The sequence below is a fragment of the Pseudomonas sp. LTR0 genome (assembly GCF_036630035.1).
GTDB lineage: Bacteria > Pseudomonadota > Gammaproteobacteria > Pseudomonadales > Pseudomonadaceae > Aquipseudomonas > Aquipseudomonas putida_Y.
This window is the reverse complement of record NZ_CP123734.1, coordinates 22,091-36,969: the sequence shown is the minus strand read 5'-3', so window position 1 is coordinate 36,969 and position 14,879 is coordinate 22,091. Positions and strand designations below refer to the sequence as shown.

The window sequence follows — 14,879 nt, the reverse complement described above, 5'->3', positions numbered from 1 at the left end:
GGAAGCCCCCATGACGCGTCCGAATATCCTGTTCATCATGGCCGACCAGATGGCCGCGCCCTTGCTGCCGATCTACGGCCCTTCGCCCATCCAGATGCCGCACCTCGGCCGCCTGGCCGAGCAAGCCGTGGTGTTCGACTCGGCCTACTGCAACAGCCCGCTGTGCGCACCATCACGCTTCACCCTGGTCAGCGGTCAGTTGCCCAGCCGTATTGGCGCCTACGATAACGCGGCCGACTTCCCTGCCGATGTGCCAACCTACGCCCATTACCTGCGTCGCCTGGGCTACCGCACCGCGCTGTCAGGCAAGATGCACTTCTGCGGCCCCGACCAGTTGCACGGCTATGAAGAACGCCTGACCAGCGACATCTACCCGGCCGACTATGGTTGGGCGGTGAACTGGGACGAACCCGATGTGCGTCCAAGCTGGTACCACAACATGTCCTCGGTGCTGCAAGCCGGTCCGTGCGTGCGCACCAATCAGCTGGATTTCGACGAGGAGGTGGTGTTCAAGGCGCGTCAGTACCTGTACGACCATGTGCGCGAAAACGATGGCCGGCCATTTTGCCTGACCGTTTCGATGACTCACCCGCATGACCCCTACACCATTGCCAAACGCTACTGGGACCGCTACGAAGGTGTGGATATCCCCATGCCCCGTGCCGAGTTCGGCCAGGCAGAACTCGACCCGCATTCGCAGCGCCTGCTGAAGGTCTACGACCTGTGGAACAAGCCACTGCCTGTGGACAAGATCCGCGATGCCCGCCGTGCCTACTTCGGCGCGTGCAGCTATATCGATGACAACATTGGCCAGCTGCTGCAGACCCTGGAGGAATGCAACCTGTCCGATGACACACTGATCGTGTTTTCCGGCGACCACGGCGACATGCTTGGCGAGCGTGGCCTCTGGTACAAAATGCACTGGTTCGAAATGTCGGCGCGGGTACCGTTGCTGATCCATGCGCCGAAGCGCTTTGCAGCGGGCCGGGTAACTGCCTCGGTGTCGACCTGCGACCTGCTGCCAACCTTGGTCGAACTGGCTGGCGGCGCTGTGGATAAAGACCTGCATCTGGATGGCCGCTCACTGTTGGGCCACCTGCAAGGGCAGGGCGGTCACGACGAGGTGATCGGCGAGTACATGGCCGAAGGCACCGTCGGCCCGCTGATGATGATCCGCCGCGGGCACTATAAGTTCGTGTACAGCGAAGACGACCCGTGTCTACTCTATGACCTGAGCCGCGACCCGCACGAGCGGGAGAACCTCACTGGCAGCCCGGACCACCAGACGCTGCTACAGGCATTTGTCGATGAAGCGCAACAGCGCTGGGACATCCCCAACCTGCGCCAGCAGGTACTGGCCAGCCAGCGCCGCCGCCGGCTGGTGGCCGAAGCGCTGGCCATCGGCAAGCTGAAAAGCTGGGACCACCAACCATTGGTGGACGCCAGCCAACAGTACATGCGCAACCACATCGATCTCGATGACCTCGAACGCAAGGCACGTTATCCACAGCCCGCCCCCCTGGATTGAGAAGAGAGGCCGCCATGCACAAGTTCTCCGCCGCCGTGTTCGCCCTGGCCCTGAGCGCCACCACGGCCCACGCCGCAGACAGCGACGCGCAATGCAGTACCGTGAAAATGGCCGACCCCGGCTGGAGTGATATTGCCTCGACCAATGCCGTGGCACGCCTGTTACTGGAAAGCCTGGGTTACCAGGTGAAGATCGACAGCCTGGCCGTACCGATCATCTATGGCGGCCTCAAGGACGGCCAGGTCGACGCCTTCCTCGGCAACTGGATGCCCGCACATCAAGGTTTCCATGACAAGTTCATCGCCAACGGCGATGTGCAGCAGCTGTCGCGCAACCTGGAGGGAACCGAGTTCACCCTCGCAGTGCCCGACTATGTATGGAATGCCGGGGTGAAGGACTTCGCTGACCTGCAAAAACACGCCGGGCAGTTCGACAAAAAGCTGTACGGAATCGGCTCCGGCGCCCCGGCCAACCTGTCGCTCAAGAAAATCATCGACAAGAATGAATTCAACCTCGGCCAGTGGAAGCTGGTGGAGTCCAGCGAGCAGGCGATGCTGGCTCAGGTCGACCGGGCGGTGAAGAAGCAGCAATTCATCACCTTCCTTGGCTGGACCCCGCACCCGATGAACGTGAAACTGAAAATGCATTACCTGACCGGTGGGGAAAAGTGGTTCGGCAGCAAGGGCGAGGTATACACGCTGACCCGCAAGGGTTATCCACAAGCCTGCCCCAATGCGGCGAAGCTGCTAGGTAACCTCAAGTTCACACTGGACATGGAAAACAGCATCATGGCAGAGGTTGTGGACAAGAAGATCAGCTTCGATGAAGCGGCCAAGGCCTGGGTGAAAGCGCATCCTGAACGGTTGGATGGGTGGTTGGCCGGGGTTACCACCAAGGCCGATGGGGATGCCCTGGAGGCCGTCAAAGCCAAACTGTAATCTCACAAAGACACACCAACCCTGTGGGAGCGGGCGCGCCCGCGAACACCGGCAAAGCCGGTGCCAAGCAACGCGTTGGCTTTTTCGCGGGCATGCCCGCTCCCACAGGGCTTGGCGACCCCTTAAGGATTGTGGATAACCCATGCATCGCCTCTCTTTACTGCTGCCCTTCCTCAGCTGGCTTCCCCGCCAATCGGGCCGCAGCCTGCGCCAGGACCTGCTGGTAGGCCTGAGCGGCGCCATCCTCGCCCTGCCGCAATCCATCGCCTACGCCCTGATCGCCGGCCTGCCCGCCGAATATGGGCTTTACGCTGCCATCGTGCCGGTACTGATCGCCTGCCTGTGGGGCTCTTCCTGGTACCTGATCTGCGGCCCGACCGCCGCCATTTCCATCGTGCTCTACGCCAGCATCAGCCCGCTGGCCGTGGCCGGTAGCGCTGACTACATCACGCTGGTGTTGCTGCTGACCTTTCTTGGCGGCATTTTCCAGCTGCTGCTCGGGCTGTTGCGCTTCGGCGCGCTGGTCAATTTCGTCTCCCATTCCGTGGTGCTCGGTTTCACGCTGGGTGCCGCCATCGTCATTGCCTTGGGCCAACTGCCCAACCTGCTGGGCATGGCCCTGCCCAGCCAGTCCACCGCGCTGAAGACCGTGCAAGACCTGGCCAGCCACGCAGGCGAGGTCGACCTGCCTTCCTTGCTGCTGGGCCTGGCCACCATAGTGATCGGTGTGGCCTTCAAACTCTGGCGCCCACGCTGGCCGAGCTTGTTGATAAGCCTGATCCTGGTCAGCTTGCTGGCGTGGCTGATGCCGGGCTTCTTTGGCCATGTGCCGCGGGTGGCAGCGTTCACCGGGCAACTCCCGCCTTTCAGCCCGCTGCCTTTGCTGGACGTGGAGCTCATGTTGCGTCTGCTGCCCAGCGCCGTGGCGGTAGGCATGCTGGGGTTGGTCACCAGCCTGTCGATTGCCCGTTCGTTGTCGGCACGTTCAGAACAACTGATCGACCCGGACCAGGAAATACGCGCACAGGGCCTGTCGAACATTGCCGGTGCATTTTTCTCTGGTTACCTGTCTGCCGGCTCCTTCACCCGCTCGGGCCTGAGCTACGAGGCGGGCGCCCGCTCGCCCATGGCCGGGGTGTTTTCGGCGCTGTGGGTGGCATTATTCGCCGTGACCGGCGCCGGCCTGATCGCGCACCTGCCGATACCAGCCATGGCCGGCAGCATTTTGCTGATCTGCTGGGGGTTGGTGGACCACCGAGGGATCCGTGCATTGTTCCGGGTCAGCCGCTCGGAGTTTCTGGTGATGGCGCTGACAGCTGCAGCGACATTGCTGCTGGAGCTGCAGACAGCCATCTATGCCGGGGTGCTGGCTTCGCTGTTCTTCTATTTGAAGCGCACCTCACGACCACGGATCCAACAAAGCCGTGAAGGGGATGCGGATGTACTGCGGGTAGGTGGGTCGATTTTCTTTGGTGCGGCGCATTACCTGCAGGTGCGCTTGCAGCGCTGCCAAGGGCCGCATGTAGTGATCGATGCCCGGCAGGTGAATTTCATCGATTACTCGGGTGTGGACATGTTGCACCGCGAGGCGCGGCGGTTGCGGCGATTGGGGGGGAGTTTGACCTTGCACCGGGCCAGGCCGCAGGTGATCGAGGAATTGCAGAAGCTGGAAGGGGTGGAGTTGTGCCCGATCCGGTTTGAGGATTGATTGGGGCCGCAAAGCGGCCCTGCAATCTCAGCCCCTGGCAAGTTGCCGACGCAGTTCGGCCAATACCGGCGCCGTATCGGGCCTCACGCCACGCCAGATAAAGAAGGCTTCAGCCGCCTGTTCAGCCAGCATCCCCAACCCATCCAGTACCTTGGCAGCCCCCAGCTTGGTAGCCCACTGGCAAAACGGCGTTGGCTCCTTGCCATACATCATGTCGTAGCAAACCGTACGACCCGCCTCGACCAGGCTGTCGGCAATCGGTGGCATTTCCCCGGCCAAGCTCGCCGAGGTGGCGTTGATGATCACATCCACAGGTTCCTGCAACCAGGCAAACCCGCTGGCCACCACCGGCCCCAGTTCATCGAACTCACGCGCCAGCTGCTCGGCCTTTTCCACGGTACGGTTGGCAATCACCAGCGACTGCGGCTTGTGCGCCAGAATAGGCTCCAGCACGCCGCGCACGGCGCCACCGGCACCGAGGATGAGAATGCGCTTGCCCGCCAGCTCGACCCCGGCATTCACCGTCAGGTCGCGCACCAGGCCAGCGCCATCGGTGTTGTCGCCCTGCAGGGTGCCATCAGCCAGTTTGCTCAGCGTGTTCACTGCGCCAGCGCGCCGGGCACGCGGGGTCAGGCTGTCGCACAGGCGGTAAGCCTCTTCCTTGAACGGCACGGTGACGTTGCCGCCACTGCCTTGCTTGAAGAAGCCGCGCGCGCAGTCGCTGAACTCGTCCAGCGGCGCCAGCAGAGTGGCATATTCCAGGTCCTGACCGGTCTGCTCGGCGAACAGGCGGTGGATCAGCGGCGACTTGCTGTGGCCGATGGGGTTACCAAAAACGACGTACTGGTCCATGACGGCTCCTTGTTTATCCACAGGCTTACTGGCCGAGCCAGTCGCGGTCCTGCAGGAAGTACTCTGTCAGGCGTGCCTCTTCACTGCCGGGCGCGGCCTTCCAGTCATAGCCCCAACGCACCTGCGGTGGCAGCGACATGAGGATGGATTCGGTGCGGCCACCGGATTGCAGGCCGAACAGGGTGCCACGGTCGTAGACCAGATTGAACTCCACGTAGCGGCCGCGGCGGTATTCCTGGAACTCGCGCTGTTGCGGGGTGTAAGGCGTGTCTTTGCGGCGCTGGACGATCGGCAGGTAGGCGTTGATGTAGGCATCGCCAATGGCACGGATGAAGGCGAAGCAAGTGTCGAAGTCCCACTCGTTCAGGTCATCGAAGAACAAGCCGCCGATACCCCGTGGCTCGCCACGGTGCTTGAGGTGGAAGTAGCGATCGCACCAGGCCTTGTAGCGTGGGTACACGTCGGCGCCAAACGGCGCGCAGGCCTGCTCGGCCACTCGGTGCCAGTGAATGCAGTCTTCTTCGTTGCCATAGTATGGCGTCAGGTCAAAGCCGCCGCCGAACCACCATACGGCCTCTTCACCTTCCTTTTCGGCAATGAAGAAGCGAACGTTGGCGTGGGAAGTGGGCACATGCGGGTTGTGCGGGTGTATCACCAGCGACACGCCCAAGGCTTCGAAACCACGGCCTGCCAGTTCGGGGCGGTGGGCACTGGCCGACGGCGGCAGGCCGGCACCAAACACATGGGAGAAGTTGACCCCGCCTTTTTCGATCACTTTGCCATCACCGATAACCCGCGTGCGGCCCCCGCCACCGGCTTCGCGCACCCAGGCGTCCTCGACGAAGCGGGCACCGCCGTCTTCTGTTTCGAGGGCAGAGCAGATACGGTCTTGCAGGTCGAGCAGGTAGGCTTTCACGGCCTCGGTGCGGCTAGTCATCGGGTCACCAGGAACGGGCAGGGAAGAATTCGCCGCGTAGCATACCACCGCCAGCGCGCGCGCCGCAGTTGACGACGACCAAGCAAAGGCGTCCGATAGAAGGCCTTTCCCGATCCCGACTACAGGAGTGCGAGATGGCCAAGCGTATCCAGTTCAGCCAGCATGGTGGCCCGGAAGTGCTGCAGTTTGTGGAATTCGAACCCACCCCGCCCGGGCCACAGCAGGTGCGTGTGCGTAACCATGCGATCGGCCTGAACTTCATCGATACCTACTTCCGAAGCGGGCTGTATGCACCGCCGTCCCTGCCTTCTGGGCTGGGTACAGAAGCGGCAGGTGTGGTTGAGGCCGTGGGCCAAGGCGTGTCCCGGCTGAAGGTAGGAGACCGTGTGGCACATGCCGGCGGCCCGCTGGGCGCCTACAGCGAGGTGCATACGCTACCGGAAGCCAACCTGGTCAAGCTGCCGGACACCATCAGCTTCGAGCAGGCGGCAGCGGTGATGCTCAAGGGTTTGACCGTACAGTACCTGCTGAAGCAGACCTATGAGGTGAAGGCGGGTGATGTGATCCTGTTCCATGCCGCAGCCGGTGGTGTAGGGTCGCTGGCTTGCCAATGGGCCAAGGCCCTGGGCGCCAAGCTGATCGGCACCGTGAGCTCTGCCGAGAAGGCCGAGCGGGCCAAGGCGCTGGGGGCTTGGGCGACCATCGACTACAGCCGTGAAGATGTGGCCAAGCGCGTACTGGAGCTGACCGACGGCAAGAAATGTCCGGTGGTGTATGACGGCGTGGGTGCCGACACCTGGCTGACCTCGCTGGACTGCCTGCAGCCACGCGGGTTGATGGTGAGCTTTGGCAACGCTTCCGGTGCGGTGAGCGGGGTGAACCTGGGGATTCTGGCGCAGAAGGGCTCGCTGTATGTCACCCGGCCGACCTTGGCGAGCTATGCCAACAATGCCGAGAACACCCAGGCCATGGCCGATGACCTGTTTGCGATGATTGCGAGCGGGAAGCTGGTTGTGGATATCCAGCAGCGGTATCCACTGAGCGAGGCGGCCAAGGCGCAGGCAGAGCTGTCGGCGCGGCGGACTGTAGGATCGACTGTACTAATCCCCTGAGCCACGCACATTCCCTGTAGGAGCGGGTTTACCCGCGAAGAAGCCACCGCGATGGATGGCACCGGCTTTGCCGGTGTTCGCGGGCAAGCCCGCTCCCACAGGTACTGAGTCGGCCTCGATAGCAGCGCTATGCCTTGGAGGCTGGGCGTGACGGCAATGGAGTCGACTCGATGCCATCGAGTATCGCCTCGATCACACCCTCTGCCATTTCAATCGCATGCAGGTTCGACCAGAACATGCCACGGCCTTCTTCACGCATGTAGTCCAAAGCTTTGTAGCCGGTTTCGTAAGCGCTGCGCAGGTACAGGGCTACGTGGACCAGAGCGTCCTCGGCAGAAATGTTTGGGTTGACGGTGAAGAGTGGATCGTGGCCGGCATCGCAGCGGCCGAAGGGGCGGGTGGAGGTGCAGGGTAGGGGTGGATCGGGGACTATTTTCTTCATCATTGGAAAATGCTCCTCAAGGCCGCCAACCTTCACTACCACGTGAATGGGTGGCGACTGTACGCGAGGTGGTAGACCCGGGCATTTTCCAATCCAGGCAGGCTCGAAAGCCTCCCACGCACAGCCACCATAGACTGTCATGGAAAAAATGCATCCGGGCTACCACACCCGATCGCCAAGTTATTCGGCGACGGATAGAGCCTAGAGGCAGAGGTTCCCACTTAGAAGGTGATGGAAGGAGACGCGGTTCGTAGGATATTTCCGAAGTGCCCAGCTGGACAGCCATTTTGGCAAAAATCAGAAAACCCTGATCACGCAAATGGCAACAGGAGGCGCATGCACAGCACGCGATAGAAAGGGCACTGCCTTGACCATGCTGGTTTGGAAGCGAAGCGTTTCTGCTTCAGGTTGTACTGGTGCGTCGGCTGAACTCAAGTTATCCGGGTGAGTACATCCTTACCATTTGGGCCGCTTATGCGGCCTTTGTTTTTTCGGGCGATAGGGCCTAGGCCACCCCCTCAATCGATTTGGCGCACGCAGACCGCGTAACGGCAACCAGGCGCTCGCCTTGGTTTCTGTGGTGTCGCGCAGATCGAGCGCCGCCCGCGCGGCGCATCGCGAGCTGCGCTCGCTCCTACGTTTGTTTCGGGCCAATTATTTCTGTGCCATTTGCGCGCGAACGCTTTGGCGTATGGCTCAAGATCGCATCGTAAAAACAAGGCGGTCGCGCGCGCCTGTAACAGGCGTTCCTGGCCAAAAACAAACGTAGGAGCGAGCGCAGCTCGCGATGCGCCGCGCGGGCGGCGCTCGATCTCATAGGCGAAGAGAGCTTCAAGGCAGGCACCCGTCAGCCCTCACACAATCGCCCGCCAACCGAGACAAATCAGAAAAATCTGCAGAAGGCTTGTGGAAAGATGTCAGCCCGGCCGAACAACTTCGCCGGTTGCCAGGTTGCGAATCACACTCGGGTTCTTCCGCCCGCCCAGAGCGCCACCCAGCACCAGGTCCAACTGGCCATGGAAGTACTGCTCAACCCGCAACCGGGTCTTCGCCGCCGGGCGCCCGCCAGGGTTGCACGAGGTGGAAATCAACGGCCCCACCAGCGCGCACAGCTCACGCACCACCGGGTGATCACTGACCCGCAGCGCCACCGTGTCATGCTGCCCGGTCACCCATTCGGGCAACAGGTCCTGGTGCGGCACCAGCCAGGTGTTCGGCCCCGGCCAGGTGCTGCTCATGCGGTCGATCCAGTCTTCGGGGAAGTCCTCGAACAGGAAGTCGAACTGACGGATATTGTCAGCGATCAGAATCAGCCCTTTATCCACAGGACGCGACTTCAGCGCCAGCAGGCGATACACCGCATCCTCGTTCCATGGGTCGCAGCCCAGGCCCCAGACCGCTTCCGTCGGGTAGGCGATCACCGCGCCCGCCCGGATCTCACGTGCGGCTTGTTGCACACGAAAACTGCTCACCATTGCTGTTTCTCCGCCTATATACCTTGCATGTGAGCAGTGTACTTAGCCCGCGCGGGCAAACCAACGCCCGGCTTCATTGCTGACCCGGCCTTCCAGCTCCAGCTCGGTCAACTGCGCCAGCACGTCGGCCAATGGCAGCTCGCTACAGTGGGCCAGGCTTTCACTGGTCTGGGGTGCGGCATGCAGCAGGGCAAGCAGGGGATGGTCAAATCTGTCCACAACCGCAGGCGGCAGGTTCTGCCAACCCTGCAAGCTTTCCAGGATCTGCTCCACAGTTTCCACCAGCAGCGCCCCATCACGAATCAGCTGGTGACACCCCTTGGCCCCCGGGTGATGAATGGAGCCCGGAATGGCGTACACCTCGCGGCCTTGTTCCGCCGCCAGACGCGCCGTGATCAGCGAGCCGCTGGCGAGGCTCGCCTCGACCACCAGCACACCGAGCGACAGCCCACTGATGATGCGGTTGCGCCGTGGGAAGTTGCCGGGCAGCGGCCCGGCATCCAGGGGATACTCGGAAACCAGCGCACTGCCATTGTCGATCATCGCCTGCGCAAGGTCCCGATGCCGCTGTGGATAAAGTTTTTGCAACCCCGTACCGAGCACGGCAATCGTGCCGCCGCCAGCCTGCAACGCGGCCCGATGAGCGGCACCGTCGACACCTACCGCCAGCCCGCTGGTAATGGTGAAACCAGCCTGCGCGAGGTAGCGGGAAAATGCCCGGGCGGTGTCGAGCGCCGGGGGTGTGGCACGTCTGCTGCCCACGATCGCCAGCTGAGGACGATCGAGCAAGGCAGGTTCGCCAGCGACAAAAAGCAGCGGCGGGGCATCGTCGATTTCTGCCAGCAAGGCTGGGTAGTCTGGGCCGTCCCACATCAGCAAATGCTGGCCAGGGCGCTCCAGCCAAGCCATTGCGGCCAGTGCGCCATCGCGCACCTCGGCACTGCGCCGGGCATCGATGGTAGCTTGGGGGATGCCCAACGCTCGCCAGGCCGAAGCGGGAGCACTGAGCGCAGAGGAGGCACTGCCGAAGGCTTCGAGCAACGTTCGAAAGCGCCGCAATCCAGCCTCGGGGAGGCGATGCAGGCGTAAGCGTGCCTCCAGTTCGGCAGGCGGGCAGGGCGACGAATGGTGACTGGGCATTGAGATCATCCTTGATCGAAACAGGGCCATTTACGTGGTACAAGCTGTGGATAACTCTGTGAGTAACACTTTGAAAAGCTGTCCATTGACTGGGGGCTATCAAGCCCATAGTCACCCTAGACGAGCTTGCCAGGTGCCGAAATCCCCGTTTCCCTTTATTATGTGTGCTCAGTTTTCAACCGAACGCACAGTGACTGCCTGACCTTATGGCCATCTTGAACATTCTCGAATTCCCGGACCCGCGCCTGCGCACCCTCGCCAAACCGGTGACGGAGTTCGACGACGCCCTGCGTCAGCTGATCGACGACATGTTTGAAACCATGTACGAAGCCCCTGGCATCGGCCTGGCCGCTACCCAGGTGAACGTGCACAAGCAGGTTGTGGTCATGGACCTCAGCGAAGACCGCAGCGAACCGCGCGTCTTCATCAACCCGTCGGTCGAAGAGCTGACCCATGACATGGGCCAGTACCAGGAGGGCTGCCTGTCGGTACCGGGCTTCTACGAAAACGTCGACCGCCCGCTGCGTGTCCGGGTCAAGGCCCAGGACCGCGACGGCAAGCCGTTCGAACTGGAATGCGAAGGCCTGCTGGCGGTGTGCGTACAGCACGAATTCGACCACCTCAACGGCAAGCTGTTCGTCGACTACCTGTCGCAGCTCAAGCGCGACCGGATCAAGAAGAAGCTGGAAAAGCAGCACCGCCAGCAAGCCTGATCCCTACCTTCCTGAAGGCTTGCTCCGGCAAGCCTTTTTCTTTTTTGAAGCGAGAACTCCATGCGCATCGTCTTTGCAGGCACTCCAGAGTTTGCCGCCGAACACCTCAAGGCCCTGCTCGACAGCCCCTACGAGATCGTGGCCGTCTACACCCAGCCCGACCGCCCCGCCGGTCGTGGACAGAAGCTGATGCCAAGTGCGGTCAAGGCACTGGCAGTGGCCCATGACATCCCGGTGTTCCAGCCGCAGACCCTGCGCGACGCCGATGCGCAGGCCGAACTGGCCGCACTGAAACCCGACCTGATGGTAGTGGTCGCCTACGGCCTGATCCTGCCACAGGTGGTGCTGGATATCCCGCGCCTGGGCTGCATCAACAGCCACGCCTCCCTGCTGCCACGCTGGCGCGGTGCGGCGCCGATCCAGCGTGCCGTGGAAGCCGGCGACGCCGAAAGCGGCGTGACCGTAATGCGCATGGAAGCTGGCCTGGACACCGGCCCGATGCTGCTCAAGGTAGTCACCCCGATCAGCGCCGAGGACACCGGCGGCACCTTGCACGATCGTCTGGCCGAAATGGGCCCGCCCGCAGTCGTTCAGGCCATCGCCGGCCTGGCAGACGGTTCGCTGCAAGGTGAAGTACAGGATGATGCCCTGGCCACCTACGCGCACAAACTGAACAAGGACGAAGCGCGTATCGACTGGACCCGCCCGGCGATCGAACTGGAACGCCTGATCCGCGCCTTCAACCCATGGCCGGTGTGCCACAGCACCCTGGATGGTGAAAGCGTAAAGGTGCTGGCCGCCAACCTGTCCACAGGCCAAGGCGCCCCGGGCGAGATACTTTCCGCCAGCAAGGACGGCCTCGTAGTTGCGTGCGGTGACCAAGCCCTGAGCCTGACCCGCCTGCAACTGCCTGGTGGCAAGGCATTGAGCTTCAGTGACCTGTTCAACAGCCGCCGCGAGAAGTTCGCCGCCGGCAAGGTGCTGGGCCAATGAACCCACGCCTCGCCGCCGCCCGTGCGCTTGCTGCTGTGCTCAGCGGCAAGGCTTCGCTGAACAGCTCGCTGCCCGCGCAACTGGACAAGGTAGATGAACGCGACCGCGGCCTGACCCAGGACCTGGCGTTCGGCACCGCACGCTGGCAGCCACGCCTCGACCTGCTGGCCGCACAGCTGCTGCAAAAACCGTTCAAAGCAGCCGATGCCGATGTTCAGGCACTGCTGCTGGTCGGCCTGTACCAGCTGTTCTACACACGCATTCCGGCCCATGCCGCCATCGGCGAGACCGTGGGCTGTGCCGACAAACTGAAGAAGCCGTGGGCCAAGGGCTTGCTCAATGCCGTGCTGCGCCGAGCACAGCGCGAAGGCGAGGAACTGCTCGCCGGCATGGAGCGCGACCCGGTGGTGCGTACCGCCCACCCGCGCTGGTTGCAGAAGGCGCTGAAAGCCTTCTGGCCAGAGCAGTGGGAAGCCATCTGCGCCGCCAACAATGCCCACCCGCCGATGATTCTGCGGGTCAATCGCCGTCACCATAGCCGCGATGCCTACTTGGCACTGCTGGCCGAAGCCGGCATTGGCGCCAGCGCATGCCAGTACAGCCGGGATGGCATCGTACTGGCCGAAGCCTGTGACGTGCGCGGCCTGCCAGGCTTCGCCGAAGGCTGGGTGAGCGTGCAGGACGAAGCTGCGCAGCTATCTGCCGACCTGCTGGAACTGGCCCCCGGCCAACGCGTGCTCGATGCTTGCTGCGCACCGGGCGGCAAAACCTGCCACCTGCTGGAGGCCGAGGCTGGCCTGGCGCACATGGTGGCCATCGATCTCGAAGCCAAGCGGCTGACCCGCGTGCGAGAAAACCTCGACCGCCTGCAGCTGGACGCCGAGCTGATCGCCTGCGATGCACGCGACACTGCCAGCTGGTGGGACGGCAAGCCATTCCAGCGCATTCTGCTCGACGCGCCGTGCTCGGCCACCGGCGTAATTCGCCGCCACCCGGACATCAAGCTGGCCCGCCAAGCCGACGACATCCCGGCTTTGGCCACGCTGCAAGGCGAGCTGCTCGATGCCCTGTGGCCGACCTTGGAAGTGGGCGGCATGCTGCTATACGCCACCTGCTCCACCTTGCCGACCGAGAACACTGAAGTGATCAAAGCCTTCCTCGCGCGCACCCCGGGCGCCCGTGAGCTGGACCTGGCGACCGAAGCCGGCCTGCGCCAGCCCCACGGCCGTCAGTTGCTGGCCCAGGAAGGCGGCCACGACGGTTTCTACTATGCCAAGCTGATCAAGATCGCCGCCTCGCGCGGATAAGAACAAAGGATAGGGAGTAGCGCATGAAGATCATCATCCTCGGCGCAGGGCAGGTAGGCGGTACGCTGGCTGAACACCTGGCCAGCGAAGCCAACGACATTACCGTGGTCGACACCGACAGCGACCGCCTGCGCGACCTCGGCGACCGCCTGGACATCCGCACTGTCCAGGGCCGCGGCTCACTGCCGACGGTGCTGCGCCAGGCCGGTGCCGACGACGCCGACATGCTGGTGGCGGTAACCAACAGTGACGAGACCAACATGGTTGCCTGCCAGGTGGCCTATTCGCTGTTCCATACCCCGACCAAGATTGCACGGGTGCGCGAATCGTCCTACCTGACCCGCGAAGAGCTGTTCGACAACGACCATATCCCGGTCGACGTTCTGATCAGCCCCGAGCAGGTGGTGACCAATTACATCAAGCGCCTGATCGAACACCCAGGCTCGCTGCAAGTGATCGACTTCGCCGAAGGCAAGGCCCAGCTCGTGGCAGTGAAGGCCTACTATGGCGGCCCGCTGGTCGGCCAGCAATTGCGCCAGATCCGTGCGCACATGCCCAACGTCGACACCCGCGTGGCAGCCATCTTCCGCCGCGACCGGCCGATCACCCCGCGTGGCGACACGGTGATCGAAGCCGACGACGAGGTGTTCTTCATTGCCGCAAAGAAAGATATCCGCGCGGTGATGGGCGAACTGCGCCGCATCGACGAGACCAATAAACGCATTGTCATCGCCGGCGGCGGGCAGATTGGCGAGCGCCTGGCGGAAGCCATCGAAAGCCGATATCAGGTGAAGATCATCGAGATGAGCCCGGCGCGTTGTCGCCACCTCTCCGATACCCTCGAAAGCACTGTAGTCCTGCAAGGCAGCGCCTCGGACAAAGACCTGATGCTCGAAGAGAACATCGCCGACGCCGATATTTTCCTGGCCCTGACCAACGATGACGAAGCCAACATCATGTCGTCGCTGCTGGCCAAGCGCCTGGGCGCAGGCAAGGTGATGACCATCATCAACAACCCGGCTTATGTCGACCTGGTGCAGGGCGGCGAAATCGACATTGCTATCAGCCCGCAGCTCGCCACCATCGGCACCCTGCTGGCGCACGTCCGTCGCGGCGACATCGTCAGTGTGCACTCGCTGCGCCGTGGTGCAGCCGAGGCTATCGAGGCGGTGGCACACGGGGACTCGAAGTCGAGCAAGGTGGTCGGCAAGGCAATCGAAGACATCACGCTGCCACCGGGCACCACGATTGGTGCGATCATCCGTGATGAAGAGGTGATGATTGCCCATGACGACACCATGATCGAATCAGGGGACCATGTGATCCTCTTCGTTGTGGATAAAAAGCATATTCGCGATGTGGAGAAGCTGTTCCACGTCGGCTTGAGTTTCTTCTAGGAGAAGAGGGCATGCGCGAGTCGCTGGAGAAGATGCTGGCCAAAGGTGTGGATAACCCGCTGCTGAGGTTTGGCCTGGGCAAGGCCTGGCTGGATGAAGGCAACGGCGCTGAAGCAGCGGTGCACCTGGCGCGCTGTGTAGAGCAGGATCCGAAATACTCGGCAGCATGGAAGCTGCTGGGCAAGGCCTATCAGTTGCAGGGCGACCTGGCGGCGGCGCGCAAGGCGTGGGAAGACGGGATCGTGGCGGCGCAGGCCCATGGTGACAAGCAGGCCGAAAAAGAGATGACCGTATTCCTGAAGAAGCTCAACAAAGCAGCGGGTTGACGCGGCCCCTG

Annotated in this window: 14 protein-coding genes; 9 read left to right on the top strand and 5 right to left on the bottom strand. The window is 62.6% G+C overall.

Annotated features, from left to right (window positions below; translation table 11 throughout):
* The first annotated feature begins 10 nt into the window (after positions 1 to 10).
* The 3 genes from betC to QCL51_RS00150 all read left to right on the top strand — a co-directional run bounded on the left by betC (position 11) and on the right by QCL51_RS00150 (position 4,174).
* Entirely contained in the window at positions 11 to 1,528 is a 1,518-nt protein-coding gene (betC, locus tag QCL51_RS00160) for a choline-sulfatase (RefSeq protein WP_103469522.1), read from the top strand.
* 14 nt (positions 1,529 to 1,542) lie between these two features.
* Positions 1,543 to 2,466 (top strand): choline ABC transporter substrate-binding protein, encoded by a 924-nt coding sequence (gene choX / locus QCL51_RS00155; protein ID WP_021784562.1) that lies wholly within the window; start codon positions 1,543 to 1,545, stop codon positions 2,464 to 2,466.
* Between the two features lie 142 nt (positions 2,467 to 2,608).
* Entirely contained in the window at positions 2,609 to 4,174 is a 1,566-nt protein-coding gene (locus QCL51_RS00150; protein WP_028697694.1) for a SulP family inorganic anion transporter, read from the top strand.
* A 27-nt stretch (positions 4,175 to 4,201) separates the two neighbouring features.
* On the opposite strand, the gene aroE is transcribed toward QCL51_RS00150, so the two are convergent.
* Complete coding sequence (gene aroE / locus QCL51_RS00145) at positions 4,202 to 5,026, bottom strand: shikimate dehydrogenase (protein ID WP_021784560.1); 825 nt, start codon at positions 5,024 to 5,026, stop codon at positions 4,202 to 4,204.
* A gap of 25 nt (positions 5,027 to 5,051) precedes the next feature.
* Positions 5,052 to 5,963: an oxygen-dependent coproporphyrinogen oxidase gene (gene hemF, locus QCL51_RS00140; RefSeq protein ID WP_014754944.1), complete on the bottom strand. Its 912-nt coding sequence runs from the start codon at positions 5,961 to 5,963 to the stop codon at positions 5,052 to 5,054.
* 134 nt (positions 5,964 to 6,097) lie between these two features.
* On the opposite strand from hemF, the gene QCL51_RS00135 reads away from it, so the two are divergent.
* Positions 6,098 to 7,075, top strand: a complete 978-nt coding sequence (locus QCL51_RS00135) for an NADPH:quinone reductase (protein ID WP_021784559.1) — start codon at positions 6,098 to 6,100, stop codon at positions 7,073 to 7,075.
* Positions 7,076 to 7,202: 127 nt separating this feature from the next.
* Here the strand turns inward: QCL51_RS00135 and QCL51_RS00130 are convergent, their stop codons facing one another.
* The 3 genes from QCL51_RS00130 to dprA all read right to left on the bottom strand — a co-directional run bounded on the left by QCL51_RS00130 (position 7,203) and on the right by dprA (position 10,132).
* Positions 7,203 to 7,520 carry a hypothetical protein gene (locus QCL51_RS00130; RefSeq protein WP_021784558.1) on the bottom strand — a complete coding sequence of 106 codons (318 nt, stop codon included), beginning with the start codon at positions 7,518 to 7,520 and terminating at the stop codon, positions 7,203 to 7,205.
* A 914-nt stretch (positions 7,521 to 8,434) separates the two neighbouring features.
* On the bottom strand, positions 8,435 to 8,992 hold the full coding sequence (locus QCL51_RS00125; protein WP_014859478.1) for an L-threonylcarbamoyladenylate synthase: 558 nt from the start codon (positions 8,990 to 8,992) through the stop codon (positions 8,435 to 8,437).
* A 42-nt stretch (positions 8,993 to 9,034) separates the two neighbouring features.
* Complete coding sequence (gene dprA, locus QCL51_RS00120) at positions 9,035 to 10,132, bottom strand: DNA-processing protein DprA (RefSeq protein WP_084850788.1); 1,098 nt, start codon at positions 10,130 to 10,132, stop codon at positions 9,035 to 9,037.
* 206 nt (positions 10,133 to 10,338) lie between these two features.
* On the opposite strand from dprA, the gene def reads away from it, so the two are divergent.
* From def to QCL51_RS00095, 5 genes are read left to right on the top strand one after another with little or no spacing between them, the layout of a single operon-like run.
* Positions 10,339 to 10,845, top strand: coding sequence for a peptide deformylase (def, locus tag QCL51_RS00115; RefSeq protein ID WP_003253111.1), 507 nt, complete (start codon positions 10,339 to 10,341; stop codon positions 10,843 to 10,845).
* 60 nt (positions 10,846 to 10,905) lie between these two features.
* Entirely contained in the window at positions 10,906 to 11,838 is a 933-nt protein-coding gene (gene fmt / locus QCL51_RS00110; protein ID WP_021784556.1) for a methionyl-tRNA formyltransferase, read from the top strand.
* Positions 11,835 to 13,145: a 16S rRNA (cytosine(967)-C(5))-methyltransferase RsmB gene (gene rsmB, locus QCL51_RS00105; protein WP_021784555.1), complete on the top strand. Its 1,311-nt coding sequence runs from the start codon at positions 11,835 to 11,837 to the stop codon at positions 13,143 to 13,145. Before fmt ends, rsmB begins: the two co-directional genes overlap by 4 nt.
* Positions 13,146 to 13,168: 23 nt before the next feature.
* Positions 13,169 to 14,542, top strand: coding sequence for a Trk system potassium transporter TrkA (gene trkA, locus QCL51_RS00100; RefSeq protein WP_275966572.1), 1,374 nt, complete (start codon positions 13,169 to 13,171; stop codon positions 14,540 to 14,542).
* 11 nt (positions 14,543 to 14,553) lie between these two features.
* Complete coding sequence (locus QCL51_RS00095; protein WP_014589214.1) at positions 14,554 to 14,868, top strand: tetratricopeptide repeat protein; 315 nt, start codon at positions 14,554 to 14,556, stop codon at positions 14,866 to 14,868.
* The last annotated feature ends 11 nt before the right edge of the window (positions 14,869 to 14,879 follow it).

What these genes read in the sequence shown, in the direction of transcription:
- betC (WP_103469522.1), top strand. Translation starts at nt 11, where the DNA reads ATGACGCGTCCGAATATCCTGTTCATCATGGCCGACCAGATGGCCGCG.
- choX (WP_021784562.1), top strand. Translation starts at nt 1,543, where the DNA reads ATGCACAAGTTCTCCGCCGCCGTGTTCGCCCTGGCCCTGAGCGCCACC.
- QCL51_RS00150 (WP_028697694.1), top strand. Translation starts at nt 2,609, where the DNA reads ATGCATCGCCTCTCTTTACTGCTGCCCTTCCTCAGCTGGCTTCCCCGC.
- aroE (WP_021784560.1), bottom strand. Translation starts at nt 5,026, where the DNA reads ATGGACCAGTACGTCGTTTTTGGTAACCCCATCGGCCACAGCAAGTCG.
- hemF (WP_014754944.1), bottom strand. Translation starts at nt 5,963, where the DNA reads ATGACTAGCCGCACCGAGGCCGTGAAAGCCTACCTGCTCGACCTGCAA.
- QCL51_RS00135 (WP_021784559.1), top strand. Translation starts at nt 6,098, where the DNA reads ATGGCCAAGCGTATCCAGTTCAGCCAGCATGGTGGCCCGGAAGTGCTG.
- QCL51_RS00130 (WP_021784558.1), bottom strand. Translation starts at nt 7,520, where the DNA reads ATGATGAAGAAAATAGTCCCCGATCCACCCCTACCCTGCACCTCCACC.
- QCL51_RS00125 (WP_014859478.1), bottom strand. Translation starts at nt 8,992, where the DNA reads ATGGTGAGCAGTTTTCGTGTGCAACAAGCCGCACGTGAGATCCGGGCG.
- dprA (WP_084850788.1), bottom strand. Translation starts at nt 10,132, where the DNA reads ATGCCCAGTCACCATTCGTCGCCCTGCCCGCCTGCCGAACTGGAGGCA.
- def (WP_003253111.1), top strand. Translation starts at nt 10,339, where the DNA reads ATGGCCATCTTGAACATTCTCGAATTCCCGGACCCGCGCCTGCGCACC.
- fmt (WP_021784556.1), top strand. Translation starts at nt 10,906, where the DNA reads ATGCGCATCGTCTTTGCAGGCACTCCAGAGTTTGCCGCCGAACACCTC.
- rsmB (WP_021784555.1), top strand. Translation starts at nt 11,835, where the DNA reads ATGAACCCACGCCTCGCCGCCGCCCGTGCGCTTGCTGCTGTGCTCAGC.
- trkA (WP_275966572.1), top strand. Translation starts at nt 13,169, where the DNA reads ATGAAGATCATCATCCTCGGCGCAGGGCAGGTAGGCGGTACGCTGGCT.
- QCL51_RS00095 (WP_014589214.1), top strand. Translation starts at nt 14,554, where the DNA reads ATGCGCGAGTCGCTGGAGAAGATGCTGGCCAAAGGTGTGGATAACCCG.